Here is a 16,540-nt window from a genome sequence, read left to right on the forward strand (position 1 = left end):
TCTTCCTCCTACTAAAGTAATGATCACTTATTTGTAAACATAGATAGTATGGATTATATGCTGTATTTTGCTATAGTTGTCCGTCTAAAAAAGTATTTTTATATTTTCTTTGTAATCCGTATTCATTGTATACTGCACGAAGGAAATTTGGTACAGGGTTTACAATCATTTCGAAAATCTGTAACAATTATTATGAGTTGTTAACAAAGAATTAACAAATATGTTAAGAAAAATCAAAATTTTAAAACAAATACACCTATAAAATGATATAATCATATCAAAATACATATAGGGGATGAGAGGTTATGGAGCTTATCCGTGATTTATTGATTCAAATTGCCATCATAATTTTGCCACTATTTTTATATGAAGCGATTCGTTTAAATCGCTATCAAGAAATGCCTCCGAAGCCAAATCGTTACTTTATTATGTTTTTATCTAGCGTTACGCTCGTTCTCTCCATGACATACTCTATTTGTTTTGGCAATGTGTGTGGGTATAACTTTCACCCCATTCCAATTGTCAGTGGTTTTTTATATGGTGGGATTGTTGGTTTAATCCCAGCAGTTATTTTTGTTGCATACGAATGGTTACTAAAGGGAATGAGCTTTCTTCCAGTTTTAGAAGTAATATTTTTATTGATAGTTCCGCTATTTTTATCAAAGAAATGGTCTCTTTTTTCAAGGGATAAGAAATTAATTTTAGCATTTATGATTTCATCATTTTATGTGCTTGTTTCTTTAGTATTAGGCATGATTAATGTTCTTTTGGAAACAGGATTTACACCGTATATTTCGCAAATATATAGCGGATTTATATTTGCCTCGCTTATCATGGTCATGACAATGGTATTTCAGGTGTATTTAACTGAATATTTAAATGAAAATGCATTGCTACGTACAGAGATGCAAAAATCAGAAAAGCTTAATATTGTAAGTGAGTTAGCAGCAAGTGTGGCACATGAAGTTCGAAATCCACTAACTGTTGTTCGTGGATTTATCCAATTGCTAGAAAGTACGGAAGATGTGAAGAATAAGGATTATATGCGTCTCGTATTAGCTGAATTGGATCGGGCGGAACAAATTATTTCAGATTACTTAAATTTAGCAAGGCCGCAAATTGAGAAAAAAGAACACATTTGTTTATCAGCCCAATTAATAGAAATGACCACTCTCATGTCGTCATTTGCAGCGATGCAAGGTGTATATTTACAAGTTGAAATTTCAGAAAGTCTTTATACGATTGGTGATAAGACAAAATTGAAGCAAGCTATTATGAATGTTGTTAAAAATGGTATTGAAGCAATTCAAGGAAATAAAGGATATTTAAAAGTAACAGCTATTCAAAAAGAGGAAACAATCATAATAAGAGTTAAAGATAGTGGTGTTGGTATGACGAATGAACAGTTAGCAAGGCTTGGGCAACCATATTATTCTTTAAAAGAAAAAGGGACAGGATTAGGACTTATGGTAACATTTAGTATTTTACAAGCGCATAATGGTACATTGGAATATAAGAGTGAAAGTGGAAAAGGCACTGAAGCAATTATTATATTACCAGCTGTACAAAATAAGGAATAAAAGTTACCGATGAAAGGTAACTTTTTATTTTATATTGTTTATTCATTTGTTTTTTCTTGTTTTGCTCGGCTAAATAAACTTTTAAATGATTGAAAGAAGCTTTGCTCTTTTGAGGCAGCAACCATTCTTTTTGTTTCTTGAATTTCTCGAATAACTTGCATAAGCTGTGCATCACGGTTACTGTCTTTATTATAAATTTGACTAACAAGTTTATTCATTTTTTCTTCCTGTTTCGATTCTCGTTTATACATATGATTCATTAATAAGTCCATCTTTTCTTTTTGCAGTGCATCTGTTTGAGCGGCGTGATCGACTAACTCTTGAAGCATTTTTTCTTGAGAGCCTTCTTTTACATAAACTTGTTGCATCAATTCGTCTAGTTTCTCATCCTTTAAACGATTTTGTGTAATTAAAGTAGAATTTTGATGAATAATTGCCTCATTTAATTGAGCTAGCATTTCAAGTTTTAACATGAACTCCTCAAAGTTACGCCCATCTTCTTTTTCTTTCGTTTGTATCTCTTGCTTATCTTGTATAACTGGTACAGGTGGGGCCTCTTTTTCTTTTAAAATAATCGGTATCGTTTCTGAAATATCTTCTTGTAATGTAGCAGCTCTTTCGTGTATAGATTTCAATAATTTTAAATCATCAAGTTTATAAATACGAGCATCAGCTGTTTTGGAAATCATATAACCATGTTCTTCTAACAGTTGACTATATTTGCGAACTATATGTTTTGGGATGCCTGTTTTATTCGTGACATCTTTCGTTTTATAGGTAGCTTCCATCATATTTCCTCCCCAAAAAGTATCGTATATATCATTTCAATCTTTTATGAGGACTTCCTTTGAAAAAGAATGTCGGAAGGCTATTAGTTTTCTACAGCATTAGTGAAAAAATGAAAATTTTTGGCGGAATGGCAAGGAATAACTAAAATAATGTCTGAAAACATATACAGGAGAAGTTTGTTATAATAACGGAGGAAAAGAAACTGGTAGAAACATGGAGGTATACATGAAGCAATTAAAAGGTATTATCATTTCAATTATCGCAATTCTGTCTATTTTAGTAGCAGTTTATGAAGTACTTGTGCCAGAGGAAACAAGTGTAAAGAAAACGAATACGTATGATCAAGTGTTAGAATTTCCGAAAGAACGTTATCCAGAGACAGGAAAACATATTACGGATGCTATAAAAGAAGGGCATTCAGAAGTTTGTACAATCGATCGTGGTGGTGCTGCAGATAGAAGGAAATTGTCGTTAGCACCATATCCATCAAAAAAAGGGTATGATCGTGATGAATGGCCAATGGCGATGTGCAAGGAAGGCGGAAAAGGAGCACATATTGAATATATAAGTCCGGCGGATAACCGCGGAGCAGGTTCTTGGGTAGGGAATAAGTTAGATAAATACCCAGATGGTACGCGAGTAAAATTTGAAGTGAAGTAGTAGTTGTATATTTCATAATGAAGGAGAAGGGGAACTATGGAGTTAACGATTTCTTATTCGCAATTAATGTTGATGAACTATGACGGTGAGCAGCCTTATGTAGATTGGACTGATGAAGATTTTGAAAGAGGTTATGCTAAGGCAGATGGAACTGTTATTTTTGAAGCACTTTCTGATTATACTTGTGAAGTGAAAGTGACCCCAGGGAAACATATTGAAAAAGAAGAAGTAGTTAGAACGATTACGGTTCCTTTTACAGTTGAAAATGAAAGTATCGTTATAACGAGTATTCTTTCTGATAAATTTCAAATACCTATTCCAAATGGTGAGTATACAGTTGTATTACAAGCAATTCCTCTTGAAGAGCCAACGGATGATGAATTATATAAAATACAATATGAATTCTTTTTTGAAAGTAAAGAATAAAAAATGGGTTATCCTGAGAAAAGGATAACCCATTTTTGTTATGCGTTTGTTTTTAAAAGGGAACGAGCATCTTTCGCTGCTTGCACCATATGTTCTAAAGCTGGAATAACTTCTTCTGTTCTTCTCGTTTTTAAACCACAATCAGGATTAATCCAGAAATATTTAGGATCACATACTTCTAAAGATTGTTCTACGATTTTATACATTTCATCTTTACTCGGTACACGTGGGCTATGAATATCATATACACCTAGGCCGATGCCTTTTTCATATGTTGTATGTTTTAATGTATCAATAAATTCTCCGTGACTTCTTGATGTTTCGATAGAAATTACATCTGCATCTAATGCGCGAATCGCGTCAACAATATCTTCGAAGTTACTGTAACACATATGAGTATGAATTTGTGTTTCATTTGCTACAGAAGAAGTTGCTAAAAGGAAGGATTGTACTGCCCATGTAATATAAGCATCCCAATCTTTTTCTTTTAGTGGCATTCCTTCACGAAGTGCGGGCTCATCGACTTGGATTACTCTAATCCCGGAAGATTCAAGTAGTTCAATTTCGTGACGAAGAGCTAGTGCAATTTGATACGAAACTTCTTTTCTTGGAATATCATTTCGAACGAAGGACCAATTTAAAATTGTAACAGGTCCGGTTAACATTCCTTTTACAACTTTCTCTGTTAAGCTTTGCGCATAAACTGTTTCCTTAATAGTCATGCCGTTAATAAAGGCTACATCACCATAAATAACAGGTGGTTTTACGCAGCGGGAACCGTATGATTGTACCCAACCGTTTTTAGTGAATGAGAAACCAGCAAGGCGCTCACCAAAATATTCGACCATGTCAGTTCTTTCAAATTCACCATGTACAAGGACATCAAGCCCAATTTCTTCTTGGTAACGAATCCATTTTTCTGTCTCTTTTTCAATAAATTGTTCATATTGTTCATTTGAAATAACACCGTTACGCCATTCTTTTCGCGTTTGACGAACTTCAGTTGTTTGCGGGAAGCTACCAATAGTCGTTGTTGGTAATAGCGGTAACTCTAGAGCAACTTGTTGTAATTCGTATCGTTTTTCAAATGGAAGAGGACGTGAAAAATCTTCTTCTTTTAGTGCTGTTCGTGCTGCTTTGACATCTTCTCGGTTACGTGCAGCAGATGAACGAATTGTATGATGTACGTTTCGATATGTTTCCAGCTCATTACTAATGCTTTCTGTACCTTGAGTGAGAGCGGAATGAATAAGAACTAACTCTTCTAATTTTTGATTTGCAAATGCTAACGCATCAAACAGCTCAGTCGATAAGTGAGTTTCTTCTGTTTTATCGATTGGTGTATGCAATAAGCTACAAGAAGGCTGAACGATGATATCTTTCGTTTGGACTTGTTTTTGTAACGTTGTAAATAACTCAAGAACTTCATCAAGGTCAGCTCTCCAAATGTTACGGCCATCTATACAACCGACAGCTAAAGTTTTATCAGCTGGGAATCCATATTTTGAAATAGCATTTAGATTACCTTCTTTACCATGAATGAAATCTAATCCAATACCGGATACCGGGAATGTAATAATTTCTTCATAGTTTTCTTCTACGCTATCAAAATATGTTTGTAAAAGAAGAGTCGCATTTGGAACTTCTTTACGAATAGCTTCATAAATTTCTTTTGCTTGTTGAACTTCTTTTTTAGTTAAAGAAGCGAAAATCGGTTCATCAACTTGAATGGCTGGTGCACCAGCTGCATGTAGTTCTGAAAGCAGTTGTACGTAAGGTGCAACTAACTGTTTTAAAATGGTAGGAAATTGTTCTTGTGTATAACCTTTAGCCAATTTTAAGAAAGTATATGGTCCTAAAATAACAGGCTTTCCATCTACTCCTAATTCTTGTTTTGCCTCTTCGTATAAGCGAAGTGGACGATTATCTTTTAAAGAGATTTGTAATCCCTCTTCATATTCAGGAACGATATAGTGATAGTTTGTGTTAAACCATTTTGTCATTTCGGAAGCTACGTGATCTTTAGAGCCACGCGCCATTGCGAAATATACATCAAGGTAAGATGTAAACTCAGAAAAACGTGATGGAATAAATCCTAGCATATAGGCAGTATCCAAAACGTGATCATAATATGTAAAGTCGCCAATTGGAATGAGTTCAATCCCTTTTTCTTGCTGTACTTTTACGTGTTGAAGGCGAATTTCTTTCATTGTTGTTAAAAATTGTTCTTCATCGATTTTATTGGACCAAAAAGCTTCCAATGTTTTTTTCCACTCTCGTTGTAGTCCGATACGTGGATAACCTAAGTTACTTGTTTGAATTGCCATTTTAAATTCCTCCCTAATTGAAAGTAAGCATTTCCGTTTACTAGGAAATACCTATAACAAAAAGTACAAAGACATAGAAAATAAGCCTTCCTTTTTGTTTTAACACCTCATCATCATCCGTGAATCTATCAGTGTTGTTAAAACAGGCAGGTCTCCTGACTTATGCTTCATATAATTTCTTTCACCTTCCCGTTTTCACAGTGGCACCAAAAAGAAATCTCAGCATTTACAGTGGCGGGACCGTGTTGGAGTTTCACCAAGCTTCCCTTTTAAACACGAAACGAAACTTTCGTGTACCTATTTTCCTTTTGAAAGGAATTTAACAAGCGATATGATATTGAAACAAATTTTAACATAATTTTTGGAATTTTGTCTACTGTTTTAAAATAAGAAAATTCTAAAGTTTTTATTTCTTAGTATTCTGACTTTTTATATTCTGGAGTAACTAATAATATTACAGTATGAAAAGAGAAATTGAGCTATGAAAGAAGTAGGGATGTCTTCTTTCATAGCTCAATCTTCATCTATAGCAACTTCTGAAAGTTGGCCTGCTATAGCATCTTTAAGGAGGGTGTTTAGCCATTGTAATTCAACTGTAATATGCTCAATTACACTTTGCAAAATATATAGTTGTGCACGTGGAACCTTTCCTTTATTACAATCATATATCGTTTGCATAGTATGTAAATATTGAAGAGTATCGTTTTTCTTTTTTTCTAAAATAGGAACTAATTCGTGATCATTGCTAAAGTGAGCGAAAGATAAGGCTGAATAAATAGGTTTATATATTTGGTTTTTGGCTTCGAATTGTTTTAATAGTAAAGTGTGGAATAGTTTTTTGCCTTCTTCTGTTATATGAAAAATCGTTTTGTCAGGTCGATTTGTGTCTCTAATTACATTTGTAATATGAATTGCCCCTTGCTTTTCTAATTGCTCGAAGGCGTAATAAAGTGATCCTTTAGCATATTTAATGTAACAATCCATTTGTCGTTCTTTCATAATATGCTGCACTTCATATGGATGTTTATCTCCTTCGAGTAGTAAGCCGAGAATGACTAATTTCATGCTCATGCTGTCTCAACTCCTGTATATAAAAACTTTATACATATTATAAACGGCATATCCTTTTTCATAAAGGGATATGCCGCTTCTTTTTTATATTAACTAACTTGCTTTTGTTTTTCTTTCTTTTTAGGGCCTGTAAAGAGGCGTTCATTTCCCATAAGTAAAATACAAATAATACTTAGTACAGCCGGGATGAGTGCCCAGAAGAATGTGTTCGCAATAGATGTAGCGAGAGCTTCCTTAATACCCGCTAATATTTCAGCAGGAATTTTTGCGGTAGCGCCTGGTGATAATAAGAAACTTGTGTCTCCGCCTTTTGGAGCTAATTTTGCTAGTTCAGGGGGGAATACAGAGTTTAGTTTATCTGTAAAAATATGATTTTGAATTGTACCAAAAATCGTTACACCAAGAGTCATACCGAGTGATCGGAAGAATGAGTTTGTTGATGTCGCCGAACCACGGTCCCGCATTTCCAACTTGTGAATAGAAGACATACTTAATACTGAGAATGAGAAACCAACACCAAGCCCAGCGAGAATCATAAATAGTGTTACGAGTAAACGAGGTGTGTCCATTGTTAAAGTACTTAATAAATAAATACCAAGAACGAAGAAGACACCAGATACCATCATAATGTTACGATAGCTTGTTCGAGAAGCTAATTGTCCTCCCGTTTGACTTCCAATTACAGAACCAACCATCATTGGTGTTAAAATTAATCCAGCATTAGAGGCGGAACCTCCAAGGACGCCTTGAATGAAGATTGGAATATAAACTGTACAGATAATGAAAGCGGCACCATAGAAAAAGGCAACTCCTTGACTAGCTGCGAATAAAGGTTTTTTAAATAGATGGAATGAAATAATAGGCTCGGTTGCTTTTCGTTCTACAAAGAAGAAAATAATAAGCGTAATAACTACTGTTGTAAATAAGCCAATAATTACAGTAGAATTCCAGGCATATTCCTTACCACCAAGTTCTAATGCGAACATTAAGCAAACGATACTTATGACAAGTGTAATAGCACCAGCCCAATCAATTTTTTGTTTTCTAAATTCTAGAGACTCACTGTAGTATTTAGTAATGAAGAAAAAGGAGATAAGTCCTAATGGAATATTGATATAGAAGACCCAATGCCAACTTATATAGTCTGTAATATAAGCACCTAATAAAGGACCGAATACACTAGATGTCCCGAAAACAGCACCGAATAGTCCTGTCATCTTCCCGCGTTTTTCTGGTGGGAAGATATCGTACATAATTGTGAAGGCGATAGGCATAAGGGCACCACCACCGATCCCTTGAATAGCTCTATAAATACTTAATTGCTCAATGCTTGAAGCTGTTCCGCAGAGCGCAGAACCGAATAAGAAAAGAATGAGGCCACCAATATAAAAACGTTTCCGCCCGTACATATCAGAAAGTTTCCCGAAGATAGGCATCCCTGCCATTGTTGCTACCATATAAGCTGATGTGACCCAAACAAACTTATCAAATCCTCCCAGGTCTCCAACGATTGTTGCCATTGCGGTTGCAACGATTGTATTATCCATTGCGGCCATTAATATACCAAGCAGTAAACCAGCAACAACAAATTTTGTCTTGTTGGCTTCTTTTTTTAATGGTTGAGTTTCCAAATATAACCCTCCTTTAGAAATAAGTGCACTTATATGCCATAAAGAATATTATAGTCAAATTTGACTATAAGGCAAATTTTTTCTTCCGTCAAAATATTCTTTCGTATGAGTAGAGAACGAGTGAGCCATACGAATATTGCTATGAAGGGAATGAAGTAAATTGTAAAAAAATTTCATAAAGAACACCTTCTGTTAATAGATGAAAAATGGTTTTTTCTTCATATTGTCGAATAGGATAAAAGGAAGAGAAATATTAAACATTGCTTGTAGCAAGCTTTAGGAATTTGGGGAATTCATTGTGTGTATGTTACATCTGAAATGAGGTGAATATATATTATGAAAATATGGGGACGAATTTCGGATACAGGAAAGTATTCAATACCGCTACAACCAGTATTGTGGATTGACGGATCGAAAAAGGAAAACGAATTTCCTCAAGTAGCCGTTACATTACAAATTGGTAGTATGTATACAGAACAATTTTCGTATGAATTGACCTACGATGTAAACGACATACTTATTATGAGAATTGAAGTGGAAAATAAAGGGGTAGAAATGATTTCGAGAGTTGTTGTAAGTCATATGATTCGAGATTACTTTGCTTATATTCCTAATTCTTTAAAAGTTGATAAGGGGATAAGTGAGTTTTTATTCCAGCTTGTTAGATGGCGAATTGATGATTTGTTACCGAATGAGAAGGTGGAACTACGTTGTAAAATAAAAGCTAATAAAGATAAAGCTCTTAAACAAACATTCTTTCAGGCTACATATACATTTCAAGATAAAGAGATATCATATGGCCCACTGCAAACAAATGAAGTTGTTGTGCGTCAATGATAAAAAGGAACCTGTACAAAAGGTTCCTTTTTTAGTGAAGGTTGTGTTTTTTGAGTATTTTCTTTTGCTCCATTCCTTTTTTTCCTACATAGTTATTTTTGTAGCCAAAGTATAGAATAAATAAAAATGAAACAACATTAACAATAGCGTCGATTTGATCGTTTGTAATAAAGTGTATCCCGAAAGAGGTAAATAATAATTTTAATGATAATAGAAAACCAGCTAGTAAACGCATAGCATCTGATAGATTCTCTTTTTGTAGCATATAGATTACTCCTTTCTATAAAAGTTATATATTATATATATGAAATAGAGTAGAAAAGGTATACAAGCTTAAGCAGAAATGTACATTGCATATGTACATTTTTTATTTTGTAGAAAAACATTATTGATATAGAAACATATATTGGTATAAAAGGGGGAAAAGTATGAAACATAAAGGAAAAATTAGTGGATTATTGCTTGGCAATACTGTGGCAGTTACAGAATGGATTGCACTTCAGGATGTAATTGCAAAACTGGATTCACGATCATTTTATACCGTCTTTATTATTTATATATTGCAAATGATACTAAGTTATTATTTTGGACATTGGTACGATAAAAGAACAAACGAGCGTATGGGTATGGAAGTAGGAGGAATGGCAAGCAATGATTTTGTTGTTGATTTTTTTGGGAAAGTAGCTGCTTTATCTGAAAGAGATTCTCGTAATATTACAGTGTACATTCTTTCTGTAAAAGAATGGGAAGGGTTAAAAGACACGTTGCAAGAAAAAAAGTTGGAAGTGTTAGTACAAAAATTAGAGAGTACCATTGTAAAGACAATTCGGAAGGGCGATGTTGTTACAAAGTGGGATGAAAATAAGTACGTTATTGTAGCAATTGATAATGGTCATGAAACATCAACAATAACAAAACGATTAATGAAAAATATTGAAAGTGAAATAGAAGGTGATTTACTCAGTGTCACTCTTTTATTTGGAGCAGCTAGCTATCCAGTAGAAGGAAAAACGTTTGAAGAACTGTTGAGAAAGTCGCAAAATCAATTGTACCAGTATAGAAATTTGCAAGAAAATGAGTGAAGCTTTGATTTGAAGATATATGATAGGAAGATGTTTTATTTGTAACATTTTTTTGACTTTTATTACAAAAAAACGCCACGTTTGTAATAAAAGTCTTTAAAAATATATGAAATAAGCATATAATTATGATGGTAGTGCCAATGCAATTTGCACAGTGTGTTTTATTTTAAAAGTGTAGAGGAAAGCAAGCTCTACACTTTTCCTTTTTAGGAAATGAAAAGAATATTTGTAAGTTGTTGCGAGATATCGATTGTACTGTGTAAAATGAACAAAGAGATTAATTGATAGAAAGCTGGAAAGGGAATGATAGACGTGAGAGCGGAGCGATCACCTTTTATCAGGTGAACTATTATAGTCTTATTAAGACTGAGGTGAAATTCCGTGGATATTAAAGTAATACATAGTGTGAACAGGCCTTAAAAAACACGAAGTAGTATACTTAAAAATGGATATGGAATTGCTAAATAATTCAAAAAGAATAATGTAATATCAAGTAATAATTTGTACAAACAATATTAATGATCTTCGTAAAAAAGATGCGAGTGTATAGAACAATTACATATTTTATAACTTTTTTATATTACACGATGGTCGTTTATAAGTAGGAGGAAGAGATGTTGAAATATAGTAAATTAGCAATTGTAACTACATTATCAATGATTTTATTAGCCGGTTGTTTCGGTCCGAAACCAGAAGAAGAATTATATGTAGCGTTTGAAAACGCTGCTAAACAAGAAAAAACAATGTTTGAAGATGCAAAAAAACTTGAGACTTTAGAGAAAGAAGGACAAGAATTATATAACCAGATTGTTCAAGAAGGAAAAGATAATAATCAAACTGTTAAAGAAAAACTGAATCAAGCAGTGAAAAATACAACTGAACGAGAAAAAGTGCTTACAAAAGAAAAAGAAGTTTTAAATAAAGCGCAAGAAGAAGTGAAGTCAGCTGATAAGTATGTGAAGAAAATTGAAGATAAGAAATTGAAAGATCAAGCTGATAAAGTGAAAAGCACGTATGAGAAACGCCACGATTCATTTAATAAAATGTATGACAGCTATAACAAATCTTTAAAACAAGAAAAAGAGTTATATACAATGTTACAAGATAAAGGTACTAAATTAAAAGATATTAGTGAAAAAGTAAAAGTAGTAAATCAATCTTATAAGGATATTGAGTCAGAAAAAGATAAATTTAATGAATTTACAAAGTCTTATAATACAGAAAAAGTAGCTTTTTATAAACAAGCAAATATTAAAATTAAAGAAGAGAAAAAATAAAACAGTTTGGCCTACACTTGGCCAAACTGTTTTATTTTTTTGTATAAGTACGACTATACCATGGAACAGGCTCACTTAATTTTTTTTCTTGTTTTAATGCTTCAGGACCAATATAATCTTGAAGTGTTTTTTTTGCTACTGTTAAAGATAAGGTTGTTTTCGGATTTCGATAGGAGGATTCAAGATGACCAAGATGCGGTAGAATTCGAAAATCTTCTTTCGTAGGAGGGATGTGGAAAAAATAATCGCCTAAACGTATAAGGACATCAGATTGTTGTTGGCTAAAACGTGGGTTTCTAGAAAAATGCAATCCTTCTTTAATTGCTTTTTTTTCAGCAATCAAACGTTCTAAAGCTGTCTTTTTTAACCAGTATAAATATTTAGGATTAGTAGCTGCTTTAGCATGACGATTCACAACGAAAATAGATTGAGCTAGTCGATTAATAGAATGTTGGTTTTGTAATTGAGATTGTGGTTGTGAAGGTTTCATATTGAATCTCCTTTCAATTTTTCATTATTATACCATAAATAAAATAGGTATTTATTATACGCAAAAAGTGATTGTATATATTTTCAATATTAAAGCAATATTGTTACAAAAAACAACTATTTTGTATAATAGTAATAGAATATGTTTTTGAAATTTGATAATGAAAGAGTGAGAAGTTTGAAAGAAATATTAAAACAACAGTATGCCATTATAGATATTGGATCTAATACAATGCGTTTAGTTATTTATGAAAAGCAAAATGGAGGTTTTTATAAAGAGATTGAAAATACGAAAGTTGTTGCTAGGTTAAGGAATTACTTAATTGATGGTGTATTGAATGAAGAGGGAATAGAAGTATTATTACAGACATTATTTCAATTTCAAGAAAGTACAAGATTCCATCAGTTGCATCATGTACTTTGTGTTGCAACAGCAACAATTAGACAGTCGGAGAATCAAGAGGAAATTAAAAAGCTTGTTGAAGGACAAACGGACTTTACTCTTAGAGTATTATCAGAGTATGAGGAAGCGCGTTACGGATACCTGGCGGTTATGAATTCTACATCGTTTTCAGAAGGAATAACGGTAGATATTGGTGGGGGAAGTACGGAAGTTACATACTTTAGAAATAGAGAGATTTTAGAGTACCATAGTTTTCCTTTTGGGGCACTTTCTTTAAAGCAACAATTTATTAAAGGTGATATTCCTACTAAAGATGAGTTAGAGGGAATGCAACAGTATTTAGAGTTTCAATTTCGAACGTTACCATGGTTAATCAATAAGAAATTGCCTCTTATTGCAATTGGTGGTAGTGCTAGGAACTTAGTAAAAATCCATCAAAATTTAATATGTTATCCTATAGCAGGATTACATTTATACAAGATGAAAGAAGAAGATGTTGAAAGTGTAAAAGAGGAATTGGAAAAATTGTCGTTCATAGAACTTCAGAAATTGGAAGGATTAGCAAAAGATCGAGCAGATACGATTATTCCAGCGGTTGAAGTATTTCATACACTTGTTCATGTTATAGAGGCACCGGCATTTTTATTAAGTAGAAAAGGGTTAAGAGAAGGTGTTTTCTATGAAGAGTTGACAAAAGATTTGGGGATTTCATATTATCCGAACGTAGTTGAAGAAAGTTTGCATTTACTATCACATGAATACGAAATGGACATGGAATTTGTTATTCAACTTATTAAACATGGAAGACTAATTTGCAAACAACTTGAGGAAATAGGGCTTATTTCTATGTCAGTAAAAGACTGGGAAGTGTTCCATCAAGCTGCGAAAGTATTTAATATAGGCAAATATATAGACGAAGAAGCAAGCCGTTTACATACGTTTTATTTATTAGCGAATAAGACAATTGATGGCATGATGCATAAAGATCGAGTAAGGCTAGCGCTTATTGCATCGTATAAATCAAAAATGTTATTTAAACAACATTTATCTCCATTTGAAGGTTGGTTTGATAAAAGCGAACAAAAAAAAATCCGCCTGTTAGGAGCTGTTTTACAATTTTCAGCTACTTTAAATGTAAGGCAACGATCGCTTATTGATACCATATCTATAACAGAAAGCGAAGAGGGATTAACGTTTAAAGTTTTATGTGAACAATCGGCATTAGCAGAAAAAGTACAAGCTGAAAAACAAAAAAAACAGTTAGAAAGAGTATTAAAAACGAATATTAATTTATTATTTGAACTAAAACATTAGGGTTGTACGGATGTCTTTACGAAAAATTTACACTTTGTAATATTGTAATTTGATAAAATGAAATTAACTAAATTATAGTAAAAAAGTTTCAAGGGGAAGTGTGAAGAGAATGGAATTATTGAAGGGGAATGCAGTAAATTTAAATGATACAGCTTATTACAATAATCGAGAGTTAAGTTGGTTAGCATTTAATGAACGTGTCTTACAAGAAGCGCAAGATGCAAATAATCCACTTTTGGAAAGATTGAAATTTATTAGTATTTTTAGTTCGAATTTAGATGAATTTTTTATGGTACGTGTAGCGGGATTAAAGGATCAAGTGAGTGCTGGATTTAATCAACCAGAAAATAAAGCTGGCTTAACACCGAAAAAGCAATTAAATAAAATTGCGATAAAAGCCCATGCACTAATGACAGTACAATATGATACATTTAAAAATTATGTATTACCAGCGCTTGAGTTAGAGGGAATTGAACGTTTAACATTCAATGATTTGACGAAAGAGCAGCGAGAATTTATAGAAGAGTATTTTGACGAGCAAATTTTTCCGGTGTTAACTCCTGTAGCTATTGATGCATATCGCCCATTTCCAATGTTATTAAACAAAAGTTTGAATTTGGCTACTCTTTTATATGATGAGAAGCAAGCAGAAGAAGAAAACAGGACGAAGTTAGGGATTGTGCAAGTTCCTTCATTACTTGAGCGCTTCATAATTTTACCGAGTGAAGGGCAAAAGCATAAATTTATTTTATTAGAAGACGTAATTAGTAGCTTTACTCATAAATTATTTACGGGATATACAGTATCATCTGTTACTCGTTTCCGTATTACACGCAATGCAGATTTAACGATTCATGAAGAAGGTGCGAGAGATTTATTAAAGGTAATTGAAAAAGAATTAAAAAAGCGTAAGTGGGGGGCTGCTGTACGTTTAGAAGTTGGGAAAGAACACATTGATGAAAGAGTATTAGCGTTATTATATGAGGTTCTGGAAGTAAAAGATGAAGATGTATATATAATGGATGGCCCATTAGATTTAACATGTTTGTTTTCTTTATATAAAAAACTAGCTCCTTTATATGAACATCTTGTATATCCAGCTCTTATTCCGCAACCGCCTCAAGATTTAGGTGATGAAGAAGATGTATTTGAAAAAGCAATTGAGCATGATATTTTATTACATCATCCTTTTGAATCATTTCAGCCGGTAGTTGATTTTGTCCGTGATGCGGCAGACGATCCGAATGTACTTGCGATTAAACAAACGTTATATCGTGTAAGTGGTGATTCACCGATTATTCAGGCGTTAAAGATAGCGGCTGAAAAGGGAAAACAAGTGACGGTATTAGTTGAATTAAAGGCAAGGTTTGATGAAGAAAACAATGTTCACTGGGCTAAAGAATTGGAACAGGCAGGCTGTCATGTTATTTACGGTGTCAGTCACTTGAAAACACATAGTAAAATTACGCTAGTTGTAAGGAGAAAAAACGGAAAAATCGAAAGGTTCGTACATCTCGGAACTGGGAACTATAATGATGCAACAGCGAAGTTATATACTGATTTTGGATATATTACATCAAGAAAAGATTTTGGGGTCGATGCAACCAATTTCTTTAATTATTTAAGTGGTTATACAACAAAGCCACATTTTCATCATTTATCGGTTGCTCCATTTGATATAAGAGAGCAATTTATGGATTTAATAGATGAAGAAATCCGTTATCATAGGCAATATGGAAATGGATATATTATCGCTAAGATGAATTCATTAACAGATAAACCATTAATAAAAAAAATGTACGAAGCATCACAAGCTGGAGTAAAGGTAGAGCTCATTGTTCGAGGAACATGTTGCCTACGACCTGGTATTCCAAATGTAAGTGAAAATATTCGTGTAGTTAGTGTTGTTGGAAGATATTTAGAACATAGCCGTATTTATTATTTCCATCATAATGGGGAGGAGAAAATATATTTATCTTCAGCTGATTTGATGACGCGAAATATGGAGAAGCGAGTGGAAATATCTTTCCCGATATTAGATATTGAAATGAAGGCACGAATTAAGGCGATTTTACAGCTTACATTAGCTGATAATGTGAAAACACGTGAACAAAATAAAGATGGTGATTACTATTATGTTATTAATGGTAGTACAGAAGAAATTGATAGCCAAGTGAAGTTGTTTAAGATGGCGTATCAAAATACAGACGCTGAATAATGAAAAAAAGTAAAAACCTCTTATGTCCATAAGAGGTTTTTACTTTTTTCTACTCATATGCTCCAAAAATGGAAGGATGAGTAGAAACAATAGTTTTATTATAAGCGTGTAATGAGATGGCTCGTTGAGAGAATAATATTTGAAAGAATCGTTACTTTAACCTAGTAATAGTAGGGTTGCTGACATGGTCCACCGTAACAAGGATAAGGTGCTGGCGGCGGGAAAGGTGGTGGATAAGGTGGATAAAATGGTCGAGGGCCGAAAGCTAATGCTCCGCCGAGCAATCCACCAGCAATTCCAGCTAGAAAGGGAACGCCAAAAAACGGGAAGAAGCGTGAGTCGCCTACTGGACCAATAGGTGCTGAACGGACTGGAATTGGTTGATAATATGGATACATGAACATACCTCCTTTATTGGACTCACTTTTATCATATG

General features: G+C 33.5%; 15 protein-coding genes and 1 riboswitch. Of the genes, 8 read left to right on the forward strand and 7 right to left on the reverse strand.

The annotated features are described in order from the left end of the window. Window positions 1-305 precede the first annotated feature (305 nt). Entirely contained in the window at window positions 306-1,580 is a 1,275-nt protein-coding gene (kinB, locus tag MR112_RS07720) for a sporulation sensor histidine kinase KinB (protein WP_227899626.1), read from the forward strand. Window positions 1,581-1,618: 38 nt separating this feature from the next. Here the strand turns inward: kinB and MR112_RS07725 are convergent, their stop codons facing one another. Beyond that, window positions 1,619-2,368 (reverse strand): DUF3967 domain-containing protein, encoded by a 750-nt coding sequence (locus MR112_RS07725; RefSeq protein WP_000388471.1) that lies wholly within the window; start codon window positions 2,366-2,368, stop codon window positions 1,619-1,621. A gap of 226 nt (window positions 2,369-2,594) precedes the next feature. Between MR112_RS07725 and nucA the strand changes: the two genes are divergently transcribed. Then, window positions 2,595-3,029 carry a DNA-entry nuclease gene (gene nucA / locus MR112_RS07730; protein ID WP_000811494.1) on the forward strand — a complete coding sequence of 145 codons (435 nt, stop codon included), beginning with the start codon at window positions 2,595-2,597 and terminating at the stop codon, window positions 3,027-3,029. A gap of 36 nt (window positions 3,030-3,065) precedes the next feature. Continuing rightward, window positions 3,066-3,455, forward strand: coding sequence for a competence protein ComJ (gene comJ / locus MR112_RS07735; RefSeq protein ID WP_048655569.1), 390 nt, complete (start codon window positions 3,066-3,068; stop codon window positions 3,453-3,455). A gap of 38 nt (window positions 3,456-3,493) precedes the next feature. On the opposite strand, the gene metE is transcribed toward comJ, so the two are convergent. The 3 genes from metE to MR112_RS07750 form a co-directional block, all read right to left on the reverse strand. Beyond that, window positions 3,494-5,782, reverse strand: coding sequence for a 5-methyltetrahydropteroyltriglutamate--homocysteine S-methyltransferase (gene metE, locus MR112_RS07740; protein WP_001007608.1), 2,289 nt, complete (start codon window positions 5,780-5,782; stop codon window positions 3,494-3,496). Between the two features lie 128 nt (window positions 5,783-5,910). After that, window positions 5,911-6,098, reverse strand: a riboswitch (cobalamin riboswitch). A gap of 197 nt (window positions 6,099-6,295) precedes the next feature. Next, window positions 6,296-6,853, reverse strand: coding sequence for a PadR family transcriptional regulator (locus tag MR112_RS07745; RefSeq protein ID WP_000062061.1), 558 nt, complete (start codon window positions 6,851-6,853; stop codon window positions 6,296-6,298). An 89-nt stretch (window positions 6,854-6,942) separates the two neighbouring features. Beyond that, complete coding sequence (locus MR112_RS07750; RefSeq protein ID WP_000449912.1) at window positions 6,943-8,484, reverse strand: MDR family MFS transporter; 1,542 nt, start codon at window positions 8,482-8,484, stop codon at window positions 6,943-6,945. A 336-nt stretch (window positions 8,485-8,820) separates the two neighbouring features. On the opposite strand from MR112_RS07750, the gene MR112_RS07755 reads away from it, so the two are divergent. After that, the gene (locus MR112_RS07755; RefSeq protein WP_000708120.1) at window positions 8,821-9,321 is read left to right on the forward strand and encodes a hypothetical protein; all 501 of its coding nucleotides are present in this window, start codon (window positions 8,821-8,823) and stop codon (window positions 9,319-9,321) included. 31 nt (window positions 9,322-9,352) lie between these two features. Here MR112_RS07755 and MR112_RS07760 read toward each other — a convergent pair whose 3' ends face one another. After that, entirely contained in the window at window positions 9,353-9,586 is a 234-nt protein-coding gene (locus MR112_RS07760) for an SPP1 phage holin family protein (RefSeq protein WP_000939448.1), read from the reverse strand. Window positions 9,587-9,749: 163 nt separating this feature from the next. Between MR112_RS07760 and MR112_RS07765 the strand changes: the two genes are divergently transcribed. Then, on the forward strand, window positions 9,750-10,403 hold the full coding sequence (locus tag MR112_RS07765; protein ID WP_242244877.1) for a diguanylate cyclase domain-containing protein: 654 nt from the start codon (window positions 9,750-9,752) through the stop codon (window positions 10,401-10,403). A 614-nt stretch (window positions 10,404-11,017) separates the two neighbouring features. After that, window positions 11,018-11,680: a YkyA family protein gene (locus MR112_RS07770; RefSeq protein WP_000922498.1), complete on the forward strand. Its 663-nt coding sequence runs from the start codon at window positions 11,018-11,020 to the stop codon at window positions 11,678-11,680. 31 nt (window positions 11,681-11,711) lie between these two features. Here MR112_RS07770 and MR112_RS07775 read toward each other — a convergent pair whose 3' ends face one another. After that, on the reverse strand, window positions 11,712-12,170 hold the full coding sequence (locus MR112_RS07775) for a YkyB family protein (protein ID WP_000804864.1): 459 nt from the start codon (window positions 12,168-12,170) through the stop codon (window positions 11,712-11,714). Window positions 12,171-12,311: 141 nt separating this feature from the next. Here MR112_RS07775 and MR112_RS07780 point away from each other — a divergent pair, with 141 nt between their 5' ends. Then, on the forward strand, window positions 12,312-13,886 hold the full coding sequence (locus MR112_RS07780) for a Ppx/GppA family phosphatase (protein WP_242244878.1): 1,575 nt from the start codon (window positions 12,312-12,314) through the stop codon (window positions 13,884-13,886). A gap of 109 nt (window positions 13,887-13,995) precedes the next feature. After that, window positions 13,996-16,104, forward strand: coding sequence for a polyphosphate kinase (locus MR112_RS07785; RefSeq protein WP_000421680.1), 2,109 nt, complete (start codon window positions 13,996-13,998; stop codon window positions 16,102-16,104). A gap of 161 nt (window positions 16,105-16,265) precedes the next feature. Here MR112_RS07785 and MR112_RS07790 read toward each other — a convergent pair whose 3' ends face one another. Then, the gene (locus tag MR112_RS07790; RefSeq protein ID WP_000283738.1) at window positions 16,266-16,502 is read right to left on the reverse strand and encodes a hypothetical protein; all 237 of its coding nucleotides are present in this window, start codon (window positions 16,500-16,502) and stop codon (window positions 16,266-16,268) included. Window positions 16,503-16,540: the final 38 nt, after the last annotated feature.

It is taken from the genome of Bacillus cereus group sp. BfR-BA-01330 (assembly GCF_022663885.1).
GTDB classification, from domain to species: Bacteria; Bacillota; Bacilli; order Bacillales; family Bacillaceae_G; genus Bacillus_A; species Bacillus_A cereus.